Annotated in this window: 29 protein-coding genes; 19 read left to right on the forward strand and 10 right to left on the reverse strand. The window is 43.3% G+C overall.

Going from position 1 to position 21,029, the window contains the following annotated elements; genetic code table 11:
* The first annotated feature begins 577 nt into the window (after window positions 1-577).
* The 19 genes from ACM0OR_RS24460 to ACM0OR_RS24550 all read left to right on the forward strand — a co-directional run bounded on the left by ACM0OR_RS24460 (window position 578) and on the right by ACM0OR_RS24550 (window position 14,915).
* Window positions 578-955, forward strand: coding sequence for a hypothetical protein (locus ACM0OR_RS24460; RefSeq protein WP_414579099.1), 378 nt, complete (start codon window positions 578-580; stop codon window positions 953-955).
* Window positions 952-2,421 carry a hypothetical protein gene (locus tag ACM0OR_RS24465; protein ID WP_414579100.1) on the forward strand — a complete coding sequence of 490 codons (1,470 nt, stop codon included), beginning with the start codon at window positions 952-954 and terminating at the stop codon, window positions 2,419-2,421. Before ACM0OR_RS24460 ends, ACM0OR_RS24465 begins: the two co-directional genes overlap by 4 nt.
* 76 nt (window positions 2,422-2,497) lie before the next feature.
* Entirely contained in the window at window positions 2,498-2,680 is a 183-nt protein-coding gene (locus ACM0OR_RS24470; protein ID WP_414579101.1) for a hypothetical protein, read from the forward strand.
* Window positions 2,681-2,823: 143 nt separating this feature from the next.
* Complete coding sequence (locus ACM0OR_RS24475; RefSeq protein WP_414579102.1) at window positions 2,824-3,396, forward strand: hypothetical protein; 573 nt, start codon at window positions 2,824-2,826, stop codon at window positions 3,394-3,396.
* Between the two features lie 7 nt (window positions 3,397-3,403).
* Window positions 3,404-4,363 carry a phage major capsid protein gene (locus ACM0OR_RS24480; protein ID WP_414579103.1) on the forward strand — a complete coding sequence of 320 codons (960 nt, stop codon included), beginning with the start codon at window positions 3,404-3,406 and terminating at the stop codon, window positions 4,361-4,363.
* A 4-nt stretch (window positions 4,364-4,367) separates the two neighbouring features.
* Window positions 4,368-4,718 (forward strand): hypothetical protein, encoded by a 351-nt coding sequence (locus tag ACM0OR_RS24485; protein WP_414579104.1) that lies wholly within the window; start codon window positions 4,368-4,370, stop codon window positions 4,716-4,718.
* Between the two features lie 64 nt (window positions 4,719-4,782).
* Window positions 4,783-5,031: a hypothetical protein gene (locus tag ACM0OR_RS24490; protein ID WP_414579105.1), complete on the forward strand. Its 249-nt coding sequence runs from the start codon at window positions 4,783-4,785 to the stop codon at window positions 5,029-5,031.
* 10 nt (window positions 5,032-5,041) lie between these two features.
* Window positions 5,042-5,491, forward strand: a complete 450-nt coding sequence (locus ACM0OR_RS24495) for a hypothetical protein (protein ID WP_414579106.1) — start codon at window positions 5,042-5,044, stop codon at window positions 5,489-5,491.
* Window positions 5,488-6,087 carry a hypothetical protein gene (locus tag ACM0OR_RS24500; RefSeq protein ID WP_414579107.1) on the forward strand — a complete coding sequence of 200 codons (600 nt, stop codon included), beginning with the start codon at window positions 5,488-5,490 and terminating at the stop codon, window positions 6,085-6,087. Before ACM0OR_RS24495 ends, ACM0OR_RS24500 begins: the two co-directional genes overlap by 4 nt.
* A gap of 4 nt (window positions 6,088-6,091) precedes the next feature.
* Window positions 6,092-7,561, forward strand: coding sequence for a phage tail sheath subtilisin-like domain-containing protein (locus tag ACM0OR_RS24505; protein ID WP_414579108.1), 1,470 nt, complete (start codon window positions 6,092-6,094; stop codon window positions 7,559-7,561).
* A 4-nt stretch (window positions 7,562-7,565) separates the two neighbouring features.
* Complete coding sequence (locus ACM0OR_RS24510) at window positions 7,566-8,039, forward strand: hypothetical protein (RefSeq protein WP_414579109.1); 474 nt, start codon at window positions 7,566-7,568, stop codon at window positions 8,037-8,039.
* Between the two features lie 9 nt (window positions 8,040-8,048).
* Entirely contained in the window at window positions 8,049-8,462 is a 414-nt protein-coding gene (locus ACM0OR_RS24515; protein ID WP_414579110.1) for a hypothetical protein, read from the forward strand.
* 19 nt (window positions 8,463-8,481) lie between these two features.
* Complete coding sequence (locus ACM0OR_RS24520; protein ID WP_414579111.1) at window positions 8,482-8,637, forward strand: hypothetical protein; 156 nt, start codon at window positions 8,482-8,484, stop codon at window positions 8,635-8,637.
* Window positions 8,619-10,532: a hypothetical protein gene (locus tag ACM0OR_RS24525; protein WP_414579112.1), complete on the forward strand. Its 1,914-nt coding sequence runs from the start codon at window positions 8,619-8,621 to the stop codon at window positions 10,530-10,532. The genes ACM0OR_RS24520 and ACM0OR_RS24525 overlap by 19 nt, the downstream gene beginning before the upstream one ends.
* Window positions 10,533-10,563: 31 nt before the next feature.
* Window positions 10,564-11,322: a hypothetical protein gene (locus ACM0OR_RS24530; RefSeq protein WP_414579113.1), complete on the forward strand. Its 759-nt coding sequence runs from the start codon at window positions 10,564-10,566 to the stop codon at window positions 11,320-11,322.
* A complete protein-coding gene (locus ACM0OR_RS24535) occupies window positions 11,319-11,714 on the forward strand; it encodes a LysM peptidoglycan-binding domain-containing protein (RefSeq protein ID WP_414579114.1) in 396 nt (131 codons plus the stop codon). Before ACM0OR_RS24530 ends, ACM0OR_RS24535 begins: the two co-directional genes overlap by 4 nt.
* A 1-nt stretch (window position 11,715) precedes the next feature.
* A complete protein-coding gene (locus tag ACM0OR_RS24540) occupies window positions 11,716-13,911 on the forward strand; it encodes a peptidoglycan DD-metalloendopeptidase family protein (protein ID WP_414579115.1) in 2,196 nt (731 codons plus the stop codon).
* A gap of 71 nt (window positions 13,912-13,982) precedes the next feature.
* Window positions 13,983-14,687 (forward strand): phage baseplate assembly protein V, encoded by a 705-nt coding sequence (locus tag ACM0OR_RS24545; protein WP_414579116.1) that lies wholly within the window; start codon window positions 13,983-13,985, stop codon window positions 14,685-14,687.
* Window positions 14,688-14,717: 30 nt separating this feature from the next.
* Window positions 14,718-14,915: a hypothetical protein gene (locus tag ACM0OR_RS24550; protein ID WP_414579117.1), complete on the forward strand. Its 198-nt coding sequence runs from the start codon at window positions 14,718-14,720 to the stop codon at window positions 14,913-14,915.
* Between the two features lie 308 nt (window positions 14,916-15,223).
* Here ACM0OR_RS24550 and ACM0OR_RS24555 read toward each other — a convergent pair whose 3' ends face one another.
* The 10 genes from ACM0OR_RS24555 to ACM0OR_RS24600 all read right to left on the reverse strand — a co-directional run bounded on the left by ACM0OR_RS24555 (window position 15,224) and on the right by ACM0OR_RS24600 (window position 20,919).
* On the reverse strand, window positions 15,224-16,252 hold the full coding sequence (locus ACM0OR_RS24555) for a hypothetical protein (RefSeq protein WP_414579118.1): 1,029 nt from the start codon (window positions 16,250-16,252) through the stop codon (window positions 15,224-15,226).
* Window position 16,253: 1 nt separating this feature from the next.
* Window positions 16,254-16,910, reverse strand: coding sequence for a hypothetical protein (locus ACM0OR_RS24560; RefSeq protein ID WP_414579119.1), 657 nt, complete (start codon window positions 16,908-16,910; stop codon window positions 16,254-16,256).
* Window positions 16,907-17,236, reverse strand: coding sequence for a hypothetical protein (locus ACM0OR_RS24565; RefSeq protein WP_414579120.1), 330 nt, complete (start codon window positions 17,234-17,236; stop codon window positions 16,907-16,909). Before ACM0OR_RS24565 ends, ACM0OR_RS24560 begins: the two co-directional genes overlap by 4 nt.
* Before the next feature lie 119 nt (window positions 17,237-17,355).
* A complete protein-coding gene (locus ACM0OR_RS24570; protein ID WP_414579121.1) occupies window positions 17,356-17,940 on the reverse strand; it encodes a hypothetical protein in 585 nt (194 codons plus the stop codon).
* A gap of 14 nt (window positions 17,941-17,954) precedes the next feature.
* Window positions 17,955-18,254 carry a hypothetical protein gene (locus ACM0OR_RS24575; RefSeq protein ID WP_414579122.1) on the reverse strand — a complete coding sequence of 100 codons (300 nt, stop codon included), beginning with the start codon at window positions 18,252-18,254 and terminating at the stop codon, window positions 17,955-17,957.
* Window positions 18,255-18,466: 212 nt separating this feature from the next.
* A complete protein-coding gene (locus ACM0OR_RS24580) occupies window positions 18,467-18,730 on the reverse strand; it encodes a hypothetical protein (RefSeq protein ID WP_414579123.1) in 264 nt (87 codons plus the stop codon).
* A 181-nt stretch (window positions 18,731-18,911) separates the two neighbouring features.
* Window positions 18,912-19,067, reverse strand: coding sequence for a hypothetical protein (locus ACM0OR_RS24585; protein WP_414579124.1), 156 nt, complete (start codon window positions 19,065-19,067; stop codon window positions 18,912-18,914).
* A gap of 3 nt (window positions 19,068-19,070) precedes the next feature.
* Window positions 19,071-19,883: a phage antirepressor KilAC domain-containing protein gene (locus ACM0OR_RS24590; protein WP_414579125.1), complete on the reverse strand. Its 813-nt coding sequence runs from the start codon at window positions 19,881-19,883 to the stop codon at window positions 19,071-19,073.
* A gap of 102 nt (window positions 19,884-19,985) precedes the next feature.
* The gene (locus ACM0OR_RS24595; protein WP_414579126.1) at window positions 19,986-20,276 is read right to left on the reverse strand and encodes a hypothetical protein; all 291 of its coding nucleotides are present in this window, start codon (window positions 20,274-20,276) and stop codon (window positions 19,986-19,988) included.
* Window positions 20,277-20,580: 304 nt separating this feature from the next.
* Entirely contained in the window at window positions 20,581-20,919 is a 339-nt protein-coding gene (locus ACM0OR_RS24600; RefSeq protein WP_414579127.1) for a hypothetical protein, read from the reverse strand.
* Between the last annotated feature and the right edge of the window lie 110 nt (window positions 20,920-21,029).

Consider the following 21,029-nt stretch of genomic DNA (forward strand, 5'->3'; position numbering starts at 1 on the left):
GGCGAATTCCACCTTGATTATCGCTCCTTAATATTTAGATGCGTTCGCCCTGCTACGGGGGTTAAAGATTTACTTCTGTGGTGCTGATGAATTCCAAGATATTAAAGGTGCTGTCTGGCAGTATGTTATTCTGCCTGCCCTGGCTGATACACCTGACAGTTCCTCACTATTAACTTGTACACCAAAAGGCAAGGCACATCCTTTATACAATTTCCACCTTGATGCGATCGCTGCACCTGAGTGGAGTTACTACCACTTCACCACAAAAGACAACCCATTCTTCCCTAAAGCCAAGCTACGCGAGGCTAAACGTAATCTCCCACCAAAGGTTTATAACCAGGAATTTCGTGCCAGCTTTGAAGACTTTGATGGTCAGATATTCGATTGTCTAGAAGATAGACACCTTATAGAACATATCCCGCAAGAACTTACCTACTACCTGGGTATTGACTGGGGTGATATAAACCCAGCCATCATAGTGGTTGGCTTATCCAAAGACTATCAGAAGTTCTATATAGTTGATAGCTGGTTGAACACAACAGGGCAGGCAATAGTTCAAGACGAGTTCCTGAATAAGATGGCGGATTTCTGCCGGAAATATAACGTTTTCCGTTCATACCTACCAGATGATAGACCAGCCAGTATCAAAGCAGCTCGTGAGTATGGCAGGAAACACAGCCTACGGGGTATGGAGAAGGCTGTAGCCGTTGACAGACGGGCTGTAGGTGTTGTAGAGGGCTGCCAGATTATTAACTCCCTTTTCTATCAGGACAACCTATATATAAACAGTAATCAGAAGCCACTAATCAACCAGTTCCAAAGCTACCACCGCAAGCAGGATAAAGATGGAACTATTCTTAACCAACCTGCTGAGGGACAAGAAGACCATCTCATCGACAGTTTTAGGTATGCCTGTTCTTCCTTATACACAGCCCTACAGAAAAAGTATTTATGACCTACCCAGCTACTCTTAAGTTTAAATATCTCGAAACAGTTCATGATGACTATGCCGCGTCTATTAATGCCCTGCGTCGCATTGACTTACTAACTAAAGGCGGACACCAACTAGAGAAGAACCTAGAGCTATTCCTGCCAAAGCGTCCTGGTGAAGAACCAGATGTATACGAAATAAGGTTAACTAAGTTTAATTACCTCAACATCCTTGGCAGTGCTATAAATCAGCAGGTGAGTAGAGTTAGCAATGCTTCCATAGCTGTCTCCGGCATTGATGATGATGATGTATTCTGGTCATCCTTTCGAGAAGATACTGGGTTTAACGGCAGGTCTGAGAAAGAATTAATCTCCCATATATTCCGTGAAGCTCTTAAGTTCAAGAAGTGCTATCTACATATAGATAAGTCCCGGTCTGAAGTTCAACCCATTAACAGAGCGCAGGAGCAGCTACTTGGTTTAAGACCATACGTAGTGTGCTATTCACCTTTTCAGGTTACAGACTGGTATGAAGACAACAAGCTGCGGTGGATTAAAGTTAGACAGCAAAACAAGACACAACCTGTACCTACCCAAGAGCCACAGATAATAGTTACTTGGAAGTTTATTGACGAGCGCTCGGTTGCTACCTATGCAGCCGTTGTTGAACTAGATAAACACGGCAAGATTGAGAAGGTTAATGGTGAAGCTGTTAATGATGAAACAGTTATTTCATTGCAGTCTGAGGTGGTGCATGGGTTAGACAGCATCCCGGTTATTAAATGGGAGTTACCTGATAACCTATGGGTGGCTGACCTGGCATACCCTAAAGCCCTTGAACATCTCAAGACGGAACATACCCGCCACGATATGCTGACACTGGCATACTTCCAGCGCACGTACAAGAAGACTTTACTACCAGACGGTGACTTAAGCGAAACCTTTACAGAAGTAGAACCCATTAAAACAGGTCTACAGCACGTCCTTGAATTGGAGAAGTTTGAGTGGAATGAACCGCAGGGTACAATTATTGGACACATAAACGAGACGCTGCGGTCTATCAAGGAAGAGGTACGTGAACTAGTAAGCCTGGGTGGTGGATCTATAACCCAGTCTGCTGTACAGCAAAGCGGTGAATCAAAAGCAATGGACTTTGTTAAGCAGGAGGCAATACTGCGTGAGTATGGCGCTATGCTCTGCCAGGTTTATCAGCAGGTTCTATATCTTGTGTCTAAGTCTGCTGGACTTGCAAACCCTGAAGGCATATCGGTGACAGGTCTAGCTAACTTCGAGAATGACACTCTAGAAAGTCTTATCTCAAAAGTTGTGGAGTTAACTGGCGTGGACTTTACCACGTTAAGAGCCAACTTACCCCCCACAGCATACAAGTTGACATACGCTCAAATCATCTCTTTGTTAGTTGGTAACTTAAGTGCGGAGCAGCAGCAGATGGTGGCTGATGAGATAAATCAGATGCTAGAGGGGGGTTGAAATAGGGGTTTTTTTAGTCTCCCATTACGCAAAACGAAAACGTACTTAAACCCTTATACAGTAAGGCTTTGAATGAATGGGTGCTAATTCATATCTTACCACCCCCACACCAGAGACAAGGGAAGAAAGGGAAGACCAGGGGAAAACCAAAGCCAGGAAACAAAACAAACAGAACCAAGACCGAGGCGGCCACCCAAAAGGAGGCAGAGAAAGAAGAAGGAGCAAGAAAGCAGAAGCAGACCCAGCGAAGCGTTATTAGTAACTGTATAGTAACTACGCGTAGGCGCGTGCGAGAGAATTGTCATTTTCTATTTATATAGAAGGCAACTAGCTAAGCCATAAACTAGATACCCTGAACCGGAAGGGTTAAAGCCGGATACCTATTGTTAGGAATTAAAAATAATGACACCAGAAGAAATTACGGCTCTAGTTAATCAACAACTAGAATCCTTTAGATCAGAAATCAAGACAGAGATAGTCACAGCCAACCAAGGTTTAGCCTCCAGCCTTACCAAAGAGATTAAGAAACTATCACAGCCCGCTCAGCCCGCCCAAGAGGAAGACCAGAAGGAGTCCCTAACTCTTAAGTCTCTGAAGCAGCAACTCTCTGATATGCAGACTGCTCTAGAAGCTAAAGATAAGGAAGCCTCTAATGCTCTCAAGCGGTCAGCGATCGCAGAGGCTATTGGCTCACTTAAAGCACTCAGCCCTGGTATCCTCCAGAAGCTAATGGCTAATGAGTATGGTGAATACCTAAAGCAAGATAACGGCGTGTGGTATGTAGAATCTCCAGCAGTAGGCGTAAAGCCACTAAACACTGTGCTGAGTGATTTCCTGAAGTCTGAGGACGGTAAGTTGTTCATGCCTGCTTCTGGTGTGAATGGTAGCGGTGCTGAGGAAACAAAGAATCCAAATCCTCCCCCAGCTAACCAAACAAAGAAATCTGAAGACCTACTATTTGAAGCTTATAGCTAATTAAAATATGGCAACTATCGTTTCCCCTGTTGATGCTTTGATGCTCCTCGTACAAGAGGAAGTGGCTCAGACTCCTTTGGATATGTACCCAATGGTGTCTCGCCTGCAAAAGCGCACCATCTCCCAACGACAACTTAAGTGGAACATCAACGCAGGTGGTGCAACCGCAGTTGGCGAAGCAACCACAGCAGATGTTACTACTTTCAGTGATGACGATTATGTACCTGCTACCTTACCTATTGGTGAGAGCCGCATCCGTCACTCTTTCACTATTCAGAAAGAACTAATTGCAGAAGCACGCACTGCTGGTAGAGGTGCTCTACGTGATTTGTTTGCTGCTGATATTCGTTCTGGTGTTCGTATTTGTTTAGAGAAGCTACAAACTGATATCTACACTGGTACTGGTAGTGATGCAACAGGTGGGGTTTTTGGTTTACAAACTGCTCAAACAGCAACTACCTACGCAAACATTTCTGGGACAACTTACACCAGATGGACAAGCTTCATTAATGCAAACGCAGGTACTAACCGCGCTCTTTCCTTAGCTTTGCTCACAGCAACGGAGACAGGTATCTATCGTAAAGGTGGTAACTTTAGTGCTATCTATACCACTCCTGAAATCGTAGCTACCTACAAAGCACTGTTTGCTGCCCAAGCAAATATCCAGCCTGCTGCTATTCCTACTCAGACTGCTGACTTAGGATACACTGGCGTGGCTTTTGCTGGTCGCCCTATCATTCAAGACCCTTACGCACCTGCTAACCGTCTGTTCTTTGTTGATGAGCGTGACTTGTATTTATACACCTACGCACAGAACAACACCAGCAGCCAGCAGGGTATGCAGTTTGCGATTGGGCAGATACCCGCAGCTAACCCAGACGCTGAACGCTACGTTGTTTACGTCAAGCCCCAGTTACAAGTATTCAATCGTGCTAAGGCACTAGCCCAGTTAGCTGATATCACCTAGATTTATGTCTTACCTCTCAATGGATGAAATAGAGTTAATTGAGTTAGTCACTGGCTATGCTCAAGTCTCCAATCTCACCCGCACTCAGTTGGAAGCTCCACAGACACAAGCTGTAATTGATAGGGCGCTCGCCATCCTAACTGAGCTAGATGCTATCGACCGACAGCTTGTGGAGGTAAGGGCAGATAACTATGTAGCTGAATCACGAGGGACAAGACTTAATTACGCATATCACACGAAGCAACTTAAACTCTCTGGCTACAACCTAGTCAGGGAGCTAGGGTATGTCCTTGGTATCACCGTGATTCGAGATAAGTATTTCCCCACTATTACTAAAGCTGTTAACTACTGGTAAACCAATGCTTTCCTACAGTGTCCAGACCAAGGGTAGAATCTTCGAGCGAGATATAACCCAAAAGATGGTAGAGAAAGCCATTAGCAAAACCAGTGATTGGGCTTTAAACCACATTAAACTCGCAACGCCTGTGCGTACTGGAGCTATGCAGGCAGGGTGGAAAGTTACACCGCAGCGCCAGGAGTTATCTATGAGTAATAGCGTCCCGTATGCAGGAATTGTAAGCCGGCGGGTCAACCTGTTGGGTAAATCCATACCGCAAGCTGAGAAGAAGTTAAAAGAAGAGCTGGGGCGGATATATGACACTTTATGAAAAGCTGGCTTTGGTTGAGTCTAAGGTAGGGGAACTGGAGGCAAGGTTAGGGATTCCGCAGCGCAGGAACTTGCTTGTACGGCAGATAACTAATAATCATACTGCCCGGACTTCCACCATCTCCGACTCCCTTATAAACCCAAGACCATACATCACTAACGTATCCCCCCGTCTTGTTAACCTACAGGTAGCTAGTGAAGGTGTAGACCAGATATTTATTACTGCTAGCGACCTGCAGGTGGAAATCCCCCGCACATATAACAAGAGTTTTTTCCTGGCACATGGCATCACTAAAACTATGTTTATGGTTGACCCACCTCTAACGCCAGACGGGGCGATCATCTACACAAACCCAACAACTAAAACCTTAAACGGTTACTTCCATAACCTTATATATCTGAGTGACAACGACCCGACTAGATGGTTGCTGGTGTTAAGGCAGGAGGCTGACAGGCGATGAATCTAGACATAGCTAGAACGGCTATAAGAACATATATAGATGAAAGTATTCCTATCTATCGTTGGGATATAGATTACCCAGATACGCTTTACTACAACCGTGGTGGGTTCAATATATTTGCTAACACTGCAATAGAACTTCCCCTGCAGGAGTATTTCTCTGTAAGGGATGGATTCAATGGTGTCAAGGCGAGCGCTCGCTTCCCTTACCGCATTACATGGATATTTAATGGTAATCAACCTATTGATACCCTTCCCTTTAAAGCTGTTGAGGGTGTTGTGTGTAATATCCAGGCGCTCGCCTTGATAAAGAAACCACATCCAGACTTAATCCAGTTTGTACCATTCCAGGAACCCGACCCAGTAACGATCGCAAGAACAGAAGATGAAACTAAGGACTGGCTGCTAAGTGCAAACTTCAGCTTTGATGCAGAGTTTCGGATAACTGAATTAGCTGATGTATCAGACCTTATCTCACCTGGTTACTTTGACTTTGGACCACCTGCTGTAGTGAATGGTTTAACTATTGAGGTTAACAAAGCAGAGCAGGGATTTAGTACCCATGAGCTAGACACAACTATAAATATTACCCCTTAATTAAATGGTTAACGCGTTCTCTAATTTTCTAAGCCCAGGTGTCCGCTTGGTAGAATCAAGCCAAGGATATCGCAATCTAGAAATTGCCAGTCACAGCACAGTCTACATGATCGGTTCTGGCGCCTCTGGTAGTTTTAATACCCCTACACAAGTAACAAGTCTAGCTGACTTTAGTAATGTGTTTGGTGCAAGCCCCAGCACAGATGAAGTAAAACTTTTCTTCCGCAACAACAGACGCGGTATCCTCTATTTTGTACGTACCCAGATTGCACAACGCAATGAGATCACAATTGCCTCAGCTGCGGCTGGAGCATACACAGCAACCATCAATGGTGTTGCAGTAACTTACACAGCCCCGGCATCACCTACACCTACTTTAATTACTGTTGCAGATGGTCTTCTGGCTGCAATTAACGCCAATGCTACTGTCTCTAGTGCAGTATTAGCAACTCCTGGTAGTAGTACCTCCAAGATTTACGTTCGAGCTAAAGTCCCTGGCGTTACTTTTACTTTAGTCGCTACGACTGCTAACCTAACCCAAGCTGTTGCAACTCCATCTACTCCTGTCTCTGCTGATTATGTAGCAGCAATTGAGAATAGCTTTGATGCTGATGATGGATGGGAACAGGGTTTCATTATTGCACCTGAAGCTTTCAAAACTCTAACAGTACAGAGCGATCGCCTGGCTGTTGGTAATGCTATGCAGGCTCTAGCCAGTGATGACGCATTCGATTGGGTTACATTAATTGACCCTGGTCCAGACTTAACGCCTGCACAAGCCAAAACAGAGGGTGAACTGTATTCCAGTCCACAAGGTCACTTAGCTTTCTATTATCCATACCTCATAGACTTGGAGACTGTAACTGTTCCACCGTCTGCGGCTGTTGCTGGTGTAGCTACACTGCGATATAAAGAGCAGGGTTTCCAGGAACCACCCGCAGGTGCCCAGTATCCAATTCTTGGTGTAACTGACGTTGCCTTCAAAGTTAACGGACAGATTCAAGATACGTTAAACCCTAGCGGTATCAACTGTATTAGAAACCTACGCAATAAAGGTATTGTGATTTGGGGTATGCGTACCCGTTCAAGTGATGACCTTTATAAGCAGGTTTCCCAGCGCGTGATCATGAACACGATTAATGGCACGTTGCGCCGAGGATTTGATAACTTCCTATTCAGTGCAATTGACGGCTTTGGCATCCTGCTAAACGCTATGAGTCAGACAGCCAATGCAGCACTTGAGTCACTGTGGCGTGGTAAAGCTTTGTTTGGTGCAACACCAGTTGAGGCATTTGAAGTTAAGTGTGACTTTGAAAATAACACCCCAGCCTTGTTAAGTAATGGGCAGGTGATTATGGAAGTCTACGCTGTGACTGCCCCTGCACTAGAGAAATTACTTATTAACACCGTGAAAATTTCCATTGGTAGTCTTCCTCTAAACCAAGCACAAACCACAACCACACCACTAGGGTAAGTAAATGAGACTTGACGCAATTTCACCGATAGCTAACAGCGATTATCTTTTAACAGTTGAGGGTTTGTCCAGCAATGGCACTCCTGTTTACTTCACCACATTCTCTGGTGTGAAGTTCACCCGCACAGGTGCTGAGTTCAATGATGGTTTATCAAACACCAAACGCTATACAGAGGGTGGTGTTAAGAGCTATCAGAATGTAACTATCAGCAAAGCCCATGACCCTGAACGTGACCAAGTTGTACTTGACTTCCTAAAGACTAAAGAAGATGGTACAAAGTTTTCCTTCAGGGCACGACCAGTAAAGAAAACATCTACAGGTAATGAAGCAAACTTCTTTCGAGGTAGCAAAGCCTGGGAGTTTACCGGATGTGATTTAGTCTCCTTCACTTGTGCAGAGAACGTGGATACCGGAGATGGAGCACAAACTGTAGCGCTCACTATTGAGTTCCGCGTGGAGCAAGTTGAATATAAATAGGTAACTATCGTGGCAAGAAGAGTAGTAGTAGCAGCAGAACCTCAGCCCGTGGTGGTTGAGGCTAAAACCTTTGAAGTGCAGTATGACGATGAGGCAGGTACGGTAAGTTTTAACTTATCAGATGGCACACCTGTTATACTGGAAAAGCCTAAGACCAGACAGATGTTATTGATAGAAAGTTGGTTGTCCAGCGTTGAGCCGGAATATAAAACCAGCGCCTTTACTACTTTAAAACTAGCCTCCCTCTGCACTATTAAGTATGGGGAGGCTACTAAAATATCTTTCGATAAAATCATAGACATTGACTTTGAAGATTGCGAGAGGGTGGTAAAAGCCCTTGAATGCTTTCGAGATTTCTTTGAGCATATGGCAAAGCGAGCAACTGGTAATTCAGGTGCAAAGCCTGCCAGCAATAACCCTTAAGTACCTACTACAGTTGCTTATGACTGTGAGTGGGGAATATCTCTCAGAAACTTATTACAGGTTGCTGAATATGGAGTTAACCGAGGCTCTATATCACGCATACACTTGGCTGGATTTAAAGAAACAAGATAAGCCTGATTGGGCGGAGGGAGTAGATTGGCAGCCAACACAGTAGTTATTACCCTACAAGCCAACAACCAAGCAGGCCCTGTTGTATCAAATCTAGTCAATCAAATCGAGAACAGATTGGGTGGTGCCTTTCAAAAGGCATCATTTAATTCTGGTTTGATGATTAAAGGACTAGAGGCTGGTATCTCAGCAGTTACAGGTCTAGTAGGTAAACTGTCAGAAGGATTATCCCAGTCAGTTAGTATTCAGACAGAGAATATCAGCGTGGCTGGTAATCTGATGAAACTTACCGGACAGAACTTTGAACAAGCCACGGCATTCATTGATGAGTTCTCAATCAGAATGAGTAAGGTGGCTGCCAGTCTACCTGGTGCTACTAGTGATTATGTAGACTTTGGTAAGGCGATCGCAGATGATGTTATTCCAGCAATTCGTGAAGCTAACGGTGCTATAGATCCAAAGAAGCTACAAGCTGAACTACAGTCAGTGTCTACTTACGGCACACTGCTGGCCCAACAGGCTAAGGTAAGTAGTACAAATGCTGCAATGGCTCTATCCAAGTTCCTAGGCGGTACATCAAGTATGGGGGAACTTTCACAGCTTGATTTCTTCCAGAAGAACACAACCTTTCGGAACTCATTGCTAGCTGACATAGAAAAGCTAGGCGGTGATGTTAAGAAACTAACCACAGAGCAGCGTCTAGAGATATTTAAAAGAGCAGCAAGTATCCCCCAGGAAGTATTAAATGCTCAGAGCAAATCGATAGCAGGTCTAACAGCAGGATTTGTAAGCAACTTGTTTGATCCTCAGACTGGTTTGTTTGGATTCATGCGTGATCTAGACGACAAGATGAAAGGTAGTCAGTCTGTACTAGATGCCATACAAGAAGGACTGGCAGCACTGATTGGTGATAACGGTTTACTTGGTGCGATCGGTGGCACTCTAAAAGCACTAGGATTTAAAGCTATAGACCCGATGCTTGCTCTTCGTGGCATTATTCTTGGCGTCAACTCTAAGATTCGTTACTTAAGAGATGTTCTTAATAACTTTTTAAGTATAGGAGATAGTCTAGTCTCCGGTCGCAACTTCAGACAGCTTTCAGAACTTGCTATGGGGTCTGAGGCAAAGCAGGCAAAACTTATAAATGACCTTAAGTTTCTGTTTGGTAGAATTTTCAATATAAATGGATTGGGTGCTGCGGCGGGCAATCTCTCAAACCAACTAATGAAGTCACTTAATAGTATTGACTGGAACTTATTAGGTGGTGCAATAGGGAAGGGACTAGCATCAATATTTAATGAAGTATTTGAATATATAAAGACTGTGGACTTCAGCCAGGTTAACACTCTTGTGTCAAAACTGGTCATGGGAATCTTCACAGGGTTAGGTGCTTTTATATCTTCTATAAACTGGGGGAGTTTTGCACAAGCTGCTATTAAGATAGGGGTGTATAACCCGATGATGACAGGGTTTGAAGTGATGGGTTCTGTCGTTGGTAAAGGTATTAATCAAGTCATTGATGCTGTTAAAAGTTTCTTTGACAATATAACTAATAGCATCAAACAAATCCCTGTAGTAAATAATCCCCAGGTTCAGAGTGTAGCCGGTGGATTTATTAAGAATGCAATTGGTGGTGTATTTAACCTGCCAATAGTACCTAACTTCGCTGAGGGTAATGCTGGTTTACTATCCGCATACCTAAAAGAGAAAAGACAGTCACCCGCAGGCACTGTACCAGTCATAGCAAACAGTTCCGAAGCAATACTTACCCAGAGTCAACAACGTGCCCTGCTGTCTAATAGAGGTGGGTTGACGATAGGAAATATAACAATCCACACTGCTGCTACTGATACTCAGGCAATTGCTAGAGACTTAGTGAAGCATATTGAAAGAGAATATGCAGCATTTGCTCAGAGCCGCGTTGCTAGTCTTGCCACGTAATAGGGTAGGGTGCTAGTCACCCTTTTTTTATATGCCAAACGAAAGAATAATTTCTCAATTGCCTAGAGTAGCTCGCAATGACACGGCTTACGCCTATCTTGTAGATAATCTAGGCAACACTGTATATACATTTTTATTTAATCCAGAATCCAAAGCAATAAACTTGCGAGCTTCCTATAAGGAAAGTGTTGCAGCATTAACATACTTGCCTTCGCAGAGCTATCAATACACATCGGGGCAGACCCTAGAGTTATATAATTTGATACTGGAGGCGTGGAGTAGGGGTAAGTCAGTTAAACCTCAACTGGACGCGCTTATGGGGTTAATGCGAGCAGACCCCGCAAAGGGTAAGTATGCACCAAGTCCTGTGACATTTACCTGGGGTAGCAACAAGTTTGGGTTGGCTGTTATCACGGAACTGAGTTGGGTGGAGACAGCGTGGTTGGGTGGTGAGGTTGCCAGTGCAAAGGTGAACCTTAAGTTACTAGAAGTTCCACCTATCAGCAAAGCAGATACACCACAAGAACGTATAGCGGCTGCGGCATCTAAAGAACTACCACTAACTGAAAGACAGAAAGCTGAGGCAAGTACAAAAGCTGGTGCCTGGCTACGAGCTAATATCAAAACCTTAAGCACAAGTACATCACAACTGGTTAGATCAAATAGTTTTAAACTATCTACCTCAACTAGTGGTGTAGTGAGTTTTCTGGACTCAAAGAATAAAGTTATAGGTGTGATAGGAACATACAAAAACGGCAAGTTCACAGACGCTGGGCGAACGATAAAATGATAGTGCAATTAAAGAAAGGTGATACCTTAGTCCGCGTAGCAAATAAGTATCTTAAAACCTACTCTCAGTGGCGTGAGATTGCCCAGATTAATGAACTTGATATATTTGATGACTTACCAGTCGGGAAGAACATAAAGATACCTGACCGGGAAGAACTTAAAAAACTTTTAGATAAGAGACAAGCCGAGATACTGGCGAGCACCCAAAAGGATGTAAAGGCACGATTGACTGAAATAGCAGTTAGTAGGGAATTGCGGAGCATAGCCAAAACCCTAGGTGTGGACACAACCAAACTAATTAAAGACTTAGACCTCTCACCATTGGCGAAGAAGTTACCAAATGCTTCAAACTCTGTGGATGAGGTATGGAATCTTGCAAACTGGATTTTATAATATGACCAGCCTTAACCTACTCTCTCCCTACGTAAAGATAACACTAGGCACTGTCGGTTCACTAAAAGCTGAAGAATTTATCATAGGTGATGGTAGGCTAGTGTCTGCTGCCCTGGAGTTAGGGGAAGGTAATCTGCAAAGTAATTGCACATTCTCGGTTCGTGATCCAGATAGAAAGTTACTGGATAAATTCTTAGCTTATATAGAATCGGTGGATGGGTTAAGCCCATTAAGTAATCCTACAGCAGAGGATTTAAGGGAAGTAGTAAGCAGTCCAGAAGATCCTGGTAATGACTCACTAGTTGGGCAAATTTTATATGAGAATGTTGAAGCAAGCACCTATGGCTACGGTGAGGCAACACAGGGCGGTCAGATAGGTGCTTATGGCGATCGCATCCAGTGGAATGGAATGTTTGCCGCAATGGTAAGCACAAAATATAAGTATGCCTCCATGCGGGTCACAAACCTAGCTAATAGTAAGTCTATTATTGTTAAGATTGTTGACCGTGGACCGTTTGCTGTAGTTAATGGTAGAGCAGCTAGACCGCTTAGAGAACACCCTACAAGAAAGATTGACTTAACTCCTGGCGCCTGGAGTGAACTAACTCACGGTGCTGCACCAGGGATAGCCAGCGTAAAGATTGAGTGGTTACAGCCAGGTACAGTTACTTCTTCTGATGTAGAAGCTACAAAGCAGCAGAGGGACTCCGCAGAGTCGATACAACAGAGAAAAGAGATAGCAAACACGCCAGCAACATCTTCAACACCACAAGCTGGAGCTGTTAAGTCTCTGGTAACTGCTAAGGTCACATCAAAAGTAAGTCAGGGAACGGCTAGAACACTAATTGGTTCACAGATAACCTTTGAGTTGGGTTTTAATGGCACGACGATCGCAGCCTACAGTTTCATCCACACGGGCTTAAGGTTTAGTCTGTTTGACCCAGACTTACTTGAGTTTCGTGGACAGGCAGCGAGTTGGGTAATGACCCAACGACTTAAGAACACTGTTTACCAAAAGATGACCTTCAAGAAACTTGCCACCAAGATATGTGTTGCTTATGGCATGACTTTGGTGATGAGTGAGCAAGGGCCATACTATGAATATTTCCCACAGCGTGGGCTGAATGATTATGAGTTCCTATTAGCTGAGGCGCGGCGGATTGGTTATCGTGTTCATACAAAAGGTGCAACCCTAACCATCGAGCCACGGGAGAAGATAGTAAACCCTAATACGTTTGTACTTGAGTACGGCGTGAACATGGGCACAAGCTTTGAGATAAGTCACGATGCTGAGTCTGACAGTGCGGGTGGTGCAAGAAGTTCAGACCCTGGCAATAAAGGCACGACAGGCGTAATTAAATACGAGATAAACCCAGACACTGGCAAGGTTCGACAAACTAAGAAGGAATCTAGTGCAGGGCTGGGGGATGATACAGTGGCTGTTATCTCAGGTAGTGCTCTGCCTACACCAAAACCAAGAACAGATGGTACAACAGCATCAGCAGATAGTCAACGAAAAGAGAATGAACGGCGTATCAAAGGTATAAAGGCGGGGGCAAACTTCCCAACAACAGAACAAGCTTTGCTCATCACTCCCGATAGCCCATTCCAGACAAAGGGAGTTAGTATCACGGCTGACCGCTTCTGGGTTGTGGAGAGTGTAAAGCACAGTTACCAAGACGGTGGTTTGACCACAGACGTTAGTCTATACAGTCCGTTAAAGAATAAATATCCTTCCTCAGATATCAATGAGTCACCTACCACAAACAGTAATTTACCTGGCGTTCCTTTCGATACTGATGCCCCCAAGTTTATCCGACCTACAACGGGTGTTATTACTTCTAAGCACAGAACAGAGAACCCAAGACGACCCAGCCATCAAGGAATAGATTATGGGGCGGCGGCTGGCACACCTATAGTAGCTGCGGCTAGTGGCACTGTTACGTTTGCCGGTTTTGGCACAAGTTTAAACCAGCTAAATGGGTATGGAAACGTAGTTAACATAGACCACGGTGGAGGATGGCTGACTAGATATGCCCACTTATCTAAGGTGAATGTAGTTAATGGACAGACAGTGAGTCAAGGGCAGAAGATAGGTGAGGTGGGTAATTCAGGGGCTTCGCGTGGCAATCATCTTCACTGGGAAGTACGTAAGAACGGTAGTGACTTAAACCCCCGCAGGTTCATACCTAACTAAACAGACATATGTTTGAGTTAGATATTCATTATGGTTAGGCTCTGAATATAATCCCTTTATGACAAAGGTAAATGACCCTATTTGACATCCTTCTACAATCGCAAAAGGCATCACAAATTGCTATAGACCAGCAAGGCAGAGTACCCTACCCGACTTTGGCCGTGGTGGTTGATGTTCTCGATCCAGAGAACCGCCGCCGCATCAAAGTAAGCACAGCAAGCAACCCGCAGGTGCAATCAGATTGGATAAGGAGATTGACTCCATTTCCTCAGTATGATCCACCCATGCCAGAGCTAGGCCAGACAGTTCTTGTCTTCTATGCGGATGGATTGGAATCTAACGCATACTACCTCCAGCTTGTGAATGATACTAATCCAGCCATAAGCAAAGGAGATGCACTTAATGATCGTGCGGAGACTATTCCAGGGGATGACACAACGCAGGTTGCTGGTGCTTCTACATTAGAGGCTGACAGCATAACCAACAACTGCGAGGGTGACTTTACAGTAGATAGCCAGCAGTCAATTGATATGCAGGCACTGCAAGACCTTACGTTATTTGCCTCACGCTACTTGAGACTCCAGGCAGGCATCAACAATTTTATAGAGCTAGGCTTTGATGGTACAAACCGCATAAGTGGTAACTGGACAATAAACCTTAGTGGTGCCTCTATTAACTTTACAAACGCGTCAACTATTACTATAAACGGTCAGAGTATAGCCACAGTTGGGGCTACAGATAGTGATGGAGATACCATCATTACGAAGGGCTGGTAAATTAATACAATTATTTATAGGTAAGAAAAAATGAATCTATCTTTAGACGAACTAGCTTGTGAACTCTTTGCAATTTATAACAGCCAGCGCAGTGGATGTGATAAGGAAATCCACGCTGAAGTGTGGAGCTACACGAATCCCTATGAGAAGCAGGCGTGGCTAAACACAGCCCAGGAACTGAAGATTTTATTTAATCCACCCAGCCGTGCAAAGAAGGTAATTGAGTAGTGTCCCCACAATCCATTAGAGTAGGTTTACTACTTTAATGGATGAGGTGTGGGATGCTAAATCTAAGTCTAGAAGATAGAATGTTTTTAAAAGAGATAGCAATTAGAGACCTTGTATTAAGGCAAAGAATAACGGAAAACACAACAGTTGCCGAGTACAGACTTATTCTAATAGATATTAAACAGGAAGAGAAAGAGCTAGGAGTTACACCATTCGATGCTAACTATATGGAAGTGATGACGAGGGATATATAATAATAAACCGCCTAAAGTTAGGCGGTTCTTTTTTATGGTTTATTGTAATTAGCATTAGAACTTTATTATCTTCTCGGTCATCTTAGGTAACGTTTTTAGAATCTTCTCATTACTGGAATCGAGCTTAACTAGTGCAGTACCTGTAGACCGAGGTTGTAAGGTATTTCTATCAACTTCAGCTAGGCACTCAACCTGTAACATCTTAGAGACGAGATTGTAGAGTCCTTTAATACCAAACAGGCAGGTCTGGGTATTGTTGTGAGCTACCACAGTTAGAGGCATTAAAGGTTTGCGGGACTTAGTTAGGGCCAGCTTACCAAACTTCTCAAGTAATGCTTTGTCTTTGATGAAGTCACCATAGGTAGTAGCTTCCTCACAGATTAGGGCAAAGGGTTGAAGTCCTGCCTGCCACTCTTCCTCTGTCTTATCTGATTTAATAAAATCACTAAGTCTTTTCTCAAGTTCCTCTACATAAGCCCTGATTTGAGCTTCAATGTCTTCCCATTCATGATAACTTTCAACACCACTCCATGAGGATTTATTACCATCAGGGTCAAGGACAACAACACGGTAGCCTGCATCTTTCTTCATCTTAACGACGTAGCGAGTTAACCACGATTTGCCCCCACCCATATTTCCCCACACGAGAGCTGTTTGTTTAATGAGGTTTTGCACCCAAGCAGTGTCATCAACTTCATTAACTTCATTCACATGAGGTGTATAAGTATTTAGTAAATCCTCAGAGTGAGAAGAGGTTCTATGCCCTTCATTTAGTGCGGTCTGAACTTGATTAAGCACAGATTCCAAGCCATAGCGAGCTTCATACTTTCGCAAGTCTTCTTCTTTAAGAACGTGGGCAACAACACCTCTATTTATTAAATCATCACGAAAGCTAATCTCATCTGTCTTACGAAGACCATAGAACCATAAGCATCCTCCAGCCAGGAGGCCGGCTGGGAGAGAAGAGGTGAAGTAAGTTAAGAATGTTGTAGCAGCTAATGCACCACCTACAAAGATTTGTGTATCCCAATCATTAGCTTCGTATGCAGTTTCTTTCCACTGTAATTGTTCTAAATCTTGCATATTAAACCTCGCTCCGAGATAGTTTGTGATAGTAAATAAACTCTTGTAACTGTAGGGCTATAATAACCAGGGCTTCAACTAAATAGACTGTGATGATAAGAGATATCACGTTACCTAAGTTAATCTTGTCGAACTGTCTGGTAGAGATAACGTAGAAGAACCTGTCTAAACCCCCATTAACGGGAGGGAAGGCGTGAATGCAAGCAATAAAATCGATAGTGTAGGCAACGTAAGCACATCTACGAGCCCACTTTATAGATTTCAATGGGAGCTCATTCCACACTTTTTTAAGTCCTACCAAAGCCCCAGAGTCTTCTCTATTACCTCTGAGTTGGGGGTGGTTTTCTGCCTCTCTAATCATCACTCTAATAAGCTTTCTGTCAGCTTTTAAACTTATAGGAAGCAACTGCATAATTTGCAGGATAGCCCAGAACACAATACCTATGATTGTAGAAACTGAAAAGATATTAAAAAACCAACCAACGAAAGGTAGATTCGCTAAGAAGTTGTTTCCCACCCTCAACTTAACAAATGCTACATAGGGCAGGATATTAGTGTAGCAAGCGTATACAATGGCAATAATACACAACCAAAAAAGTGTTTTTACAAGAGCCTCAGCCGAAAAAGGTTGAGGCGCTTTTCTTTGTCTTTCACTCATCTCGCTAACCTCGTGTATGTTGGTTTCTCTTCAATGTCAACGGGTGGGGAACCTGTGAAGGCTATCTTGCCAGCAACAGCATTGACTCGACCATCTCCATCAAAGTCAGCAGGGACTAAAACACCTGTATTACCGTGGCGATCGCAGACAGTAACACCTGCCGGGAGTTGCTTACCATCTTTAATAATTGGTTTGCCACTTTGAAGATAACCACCAATTCGTAGACAACCGTCCTGGTATCTCTGGTTAGCTATCTCAGCTAACTCTTTAGAGTATTCTTGGGTAGCTAGCTGTTCGTTTCTCTTCAGGTTATTGTTTGCGATCATGCTCTGTAAATATGTATCGTTTCTTCTATTAATCTCCCTATCCCCATGAGAGGAGGAGACAAGGGCAATGAATGTGGTAGCTATTCCATACATCATCCAATGTCTCTTTAAGTGCTCAACTAAAAAAGATTTCTGAGAGCGGCTAGTTCTTCGTGAACTCGTTGTAATCGCATACGAGATTCTTCCCGTTTGCGTACCCACTCCCCCAGGCGTTGCTGCTCCCGTTCAGCGCGATCAACCAAGAATGATTCCCTTTCAGCTTTTACTCTTTCAAGTTCCTGCTCAACAGCCTGTGAGCGGGATTCAACCATTGCATCTATTGCTTGAGCCTTAGCAGATTGATAAGCATCTTCAATGACTAGGGCATCGCGGAAACCTTGTTGAATAGCCAGGACGAGCTCTGAATCTTCTAGAGCTTGACGAACGCACTCTGAAATGGAGACAGAAGTGGATTTAACATTGGTGATAGCTTCAACCGAATCTTTAGCCAGAGCCATACCCATGCCCCCAGCAGCAGTGGGTTTAGGCTGATTAGAAGCTGAGGCATCCTGTATGTTATTGGCGAAGGATTCTATTTGTTCAATAAAACTTTCTGGGAGTTCAGAGTTAGCGGTAATCTTCTCTCCAGGGAACTTTATCTTTAACTGGTCAAGTAGTTGACCTGTGGGGATACCTAAATATTCTGCGCCTTCTTTAACTAACATTATTTTTTCTCCTATTAATTAAACTCTTGTGGATGTTCTGCAATGTATGTTCTAGCTTTGCCTGGATCACCAAACTTTTTATAGATATGTTGGATCTTTTTTAGGGGTTCAACATCCCAGTTTGATAGCATTGCTTTGCGGCTTACACCGCCATTCGTTGATCTGAATCTTTTGAACCGAGGGATGAAGAGAGAAGCAGTGTCTAAATAATCAAATAAGCGTCTTTTATTTGTTCCTAGTAACTGGGCTACTTCTTCTCTACTTAAGAGCTGCTCAATAGCATCTCCTATTTCTATTTGGGGAGGTGTATTCATCTCATGTCTGATTCCTATCCGATTGGTGTGTTGGTTATGTCCGATTATTAACAGGTTGGTAATGAGACGTTGTTTGTAGGGTAATAAGTATTCAATCGGCTATACAACTATCATATCTACCTTTTATATAGAAAAGAAGCCAAAAAGGGCATAAAATGTACCTTTTTGGCTTCTTTTATATTTGAATAACTGATCAAATGCAGAGGTAAGCATTAACGGACTCTATCAAACCAATTTTGAATGTCTTTGCAAGCCAGGGCATATGTAGAACCCTGCGGAATATCTAGCTGTGAGCAGTATGCACCAGGCAAGATATCATTACACTCAGAGAGCATCTCTACAATCAACTTAGAACTAAATTCTTCACCATCAAGATCGAAGACATCATCAATGGACTGAGGATAGTTAACGCATTCATCTAACCAATGTAAGAATGCTTCTCGAATGTGACCAGGCGCGTGTAATTGTGTAGTCATTGTATTGTCCTAAAGGTGTAAATGGGAAACCTCTAGCAACGAGCTAGAGGCAATTTGTTATTTCTGAAGTTCTAAGCGGGTTCTGATGTAATCATCAGATTCGGATTGGTTTGTTCCTAGGAAGGCAAAGACGTTAAAGGCAATAAGAGCACCGACGATTGTAAAAAGCAAAATGTTTAATTTATTCATGTGATTCTCCTTTGTTGTTTATAAAAACCCAGGTTTGAATGGCTTGTAAAAGAGCGTCTGTTTGGTTGATACCTAGTTTCTCTCTAACTGAATCGAACTCTTCTCGAAGGTCAGAGGGAATGCGAATGCTAGTCGTTGGGGTAATCATGTATTAAACTCCTTGCAATTTAGCTGATGTATAACCGTGTTCTTCAAGCTTTTTGATTAAATACTGGATGCCTTTAGGTGTAACTAGTACTTGGGTTTTTGGGCGACCATACTCATTCAAATAAGTTCTAATCGAGAAGACTCCCATGTCGAGATACTTTTGATAAGCATGATAGGTATCAATGAGGAAGCCGTTTTTCTTCAGGAAAGTAAATAAGTTAGTTCTCCCCATGTTGGGGACATTTATTAGCTGGGCAGCTTCCTGCATAGAGTAATTACCATTTCCTCCCGCTAAAACATCAGCCGCTTGCGCTTTAGGCTCTAGCTGTGAAATGACGAGGGCTTGTTCCTCTGTTTTGGATGACAGGGCAATCTTTTCCTTTTCAGCAAGTAAAAGGGCTTCTAAAGCGGCTATATAGTTGGTAGGTAGTTGGGGTTGGGCTGGAGGCTGAGCTACAGACCGCTTGGCTATACGTTCGCACTTTAAGAAGTACAATCTGATCTGTTTACCCTGTTCGGTGCCGCTCATCATCCCCCACTGCTTCAGGCACTCGGCGGTGATATAGATATCTTCTTTTCTAGCGGCTGCAGCTAAGGCTTGAGGGCTGAAAGTACTGTGGTTGACAGATCCCACAGAAGTGTGGAGCTGGTAATCTACATCTTCAATAAATCCACATCCATCAAAGTTTCTCTTAGCACTATCCTTTCTGCTATAACCCAACCACTGCCAAGCATCATCAAAACTTACAGGGAAGGGTTCTTGAGACTCGTAGATATCGATTGCTAAAGACTGGGAAAATTGTGATAAGCTAGTCATGATCGGTAAAAAGAAAATAAAAGAATTAAAGATTTCATATCTGAGGGATGTTGGCGCACCCTTCATTTATGCTGTTACTAACATTGTAACACAACCAAACCTCTACTGTGTAGGGGTTTTTGCGTTTAAACTACGGGTTTGTACTACACTTTCAGTAACCAAGAGGGCTTTAATGTCTTCACTAATTAATGCAACACCTTGTAATCCACCTGCTGTAAGGACTTCAGCCTTTTTTACTAACTCTGGTGCAACACCCTCTAATCTACGTGAGATGGTACTTTTATCTCTACCTGACATACGGGCGTAACCGTTAATGCTAGCGAAGCTCTCACCTGTTGCATTATCAATGAAGATTTCTAAACCGTCTTGGCAGTAACTCGTTAAGTTCGACATAAATGATGATTTAATTTCTTATCTATATAACGAGCCTAGCCAATTTTGTAGCACAACCCAAATAGTAGAAGAACGGGTTATTAAAGGTATTCCTGATGTTTAAGGAAAACCCCTTGTGACCTGAGCTCCACACATATGTGGAGCTGGTAATCTAATCCTATTGATGTCCTACTGTTGTGTTGGCTGTGTCCAATTAGCGACAGGTTTGCAATTGGATGTTAATGAGACATCTATTGGTATGATTTTAATCGTATAGTTAAAACGCTTTTTGGTGGGGGAGTGATTTACTTCCCCACTTTTTAAGTTAGTGAATGTCAATAGATTGGGCAAGCTCAGTAAGGTATTCTTGACTAAGACCTCTGCTGCCATTTCCAGCACTTTCTATATCGAATGAACCCTTCTTAGTTCTGACGCGTAGAGTAACAAAAAATTCATTATCATCTGACATTTTATGGGCAACATAAATGCCAGGGCGTAGTTCAACAGAATGTGAGAAGCGACTATAAGGATCGGGACGGTCGGCACGATAAATATGCAAGAAATACAATCCTCTACCACCCATTATTTTCTTGTTATGAAAACAGTATAAAAACCTGTAGTCAGCTTCATGCACTAACGCAACACTGCCATCATTGAATAACATTGCTCTGGTGTTAGACGGGACTGTAATACTAAAACCCAGCCTAGATAGGTTAACTATGCAGGGCGAACGCATCTAAATATTAAGGAGCGATAATCAAGGTGGAATTCGCC

Source organism: Anabaena sp. CCY 9402-a, from assembly GCF_963920945.1.
Lineage (GTDB): Bacteria > Cyanobacteriota > Cyanobacteriia > Cyanobacteriales > Nostocaceae > Trichormus > Trichormus minutissimus.